Annotated in this window: 2 protein-coding genes; one reads left to right on the top strand and one right to left on the bottom strand. The window is 67.1% G+C overall.

Annotated features, from left to right (window positions below):
* On the bottom strand, positions 1–303 hold a 303-nt coding region (locus ABD323_RS41425; protein WP_344447256.1), incomplete at its 3' end, for a Pycsar system effector family protein.
* A gap of 213 nt (positions 304–516) precedes the next feature.
* Between ABD323_RS41425 and ABD323_RS41420 the strand changes: the two genes are divergently transcribed.
* Positions 517–1,123 (top strand): hypothetical protein (locus ABD323_RS41420; RefSeq protein WP_344447254.1); only part of this gene is annotated, 607 nt, incomplete at its 3' end.

Here is a 1,123-nt window from a genome sequence, read left to right as displayed (position 1 = left end):
GGGTGGGACGGGTGGATCGAGCCTGGGCCGCAGCGCCTGCAGGACGTGGAAGCCGGAGAGCAGGAAGGCGATCGCGAACCCGGCCATCACCAACAGGGTCGGCAGCGGGAAGCGCACCGGTGCGTCGCGCCCCGCGAGCGCGCTGACCACCGCGACCACTCCGCCGGTGTGCACCACCAGCAAGGTGTTGACCTTGCTGTCGGCCTGCTGCACGTACCCCTGGAACGCGGTCAGGGCGCTGAGCGCGACAGTGAGCGCGGACGGCTCCGGATGTGACTCCATGTCGATTTGACGATCCGTCAAAGCCCCCCCTTGGTTCGGATGTTCGTATCTCCATGGGAACTCGGTAACGAAATGGAGACCCCGGACGAATCCGTGATCCGCTGTGTGAGCATGGTCACTCGCTCAGAGCGCGATCGACCGGGGGGAATCCGTATCGATCCGGGATGTCTGCTGCCCCCGCGCTCCACACTGGCGACTCACCACGTACACCACCGCAAGGAAGGCTGAACGGAGTTGAGCAGGTTTCAAGGAGGTCCCCGTCGGCTGCTGCTCTCCGCTGACGTCAAGGGCTACGGGCAGGAGGACGAGCGGTCCCAGTTCGACATCCAGCGGGCCCTGGTCCGGATACTCGACGAAGCGGCGGAGGCGGTCGGATTCGACCGTACGGCCTGGATCAGGCAGGGGGCGGGGGACGGCGAGCTGGCCATTCTGCCGGATGGGGTCTCCGAGGCAAAGGTGGTCGACGACTACGTGGCCGAACTACAAGCCGTCCTGGAGCGCCATAATCACCGGGTCCGGCCCGAGCACTGGCTCCGGCTGCGACTGGCCGTCCACTTCGGCACGGCCCACCCGGCCGACAACGGCTATGCCGGCCACGGAGTGGTGCTGGTGAGCCGGCTGGTGGACAGCGACCCGCTCAGGCAGGCGCTGATCGCGGCGCCGGAGTCCTGCCTGGCGGTGATTCTCTCCGAGCAGGTGTACACCGACACCGTGCTCCAGCGGCTCACCAAGCTCTCGCCGAAGGAGTTCCGGCAAGTGGCGGTGGAGAAGAAGGAGCGTCAGGTCACCGCCTGGCTACGGGTGCCCGGGGCGAACACCCATGCACTGGACCTCCGTGCGA

This window comes from Kitasatospora nipponensis, assembly GCF_039528135.1.
In the GTDB taxonomy this organism is placed as follows: Bacteria; Actinomycetota; Actinomycetes; order Streptomycetales; family Streptomycetaceae; genus Kitasatospora; species Kitasatospora nipponensis.
The sequence above is the reverse complement of the archived record's forward strand: the minus strand, read 5'-3'. Positions and strand labels throughout refer to the sequence as shown.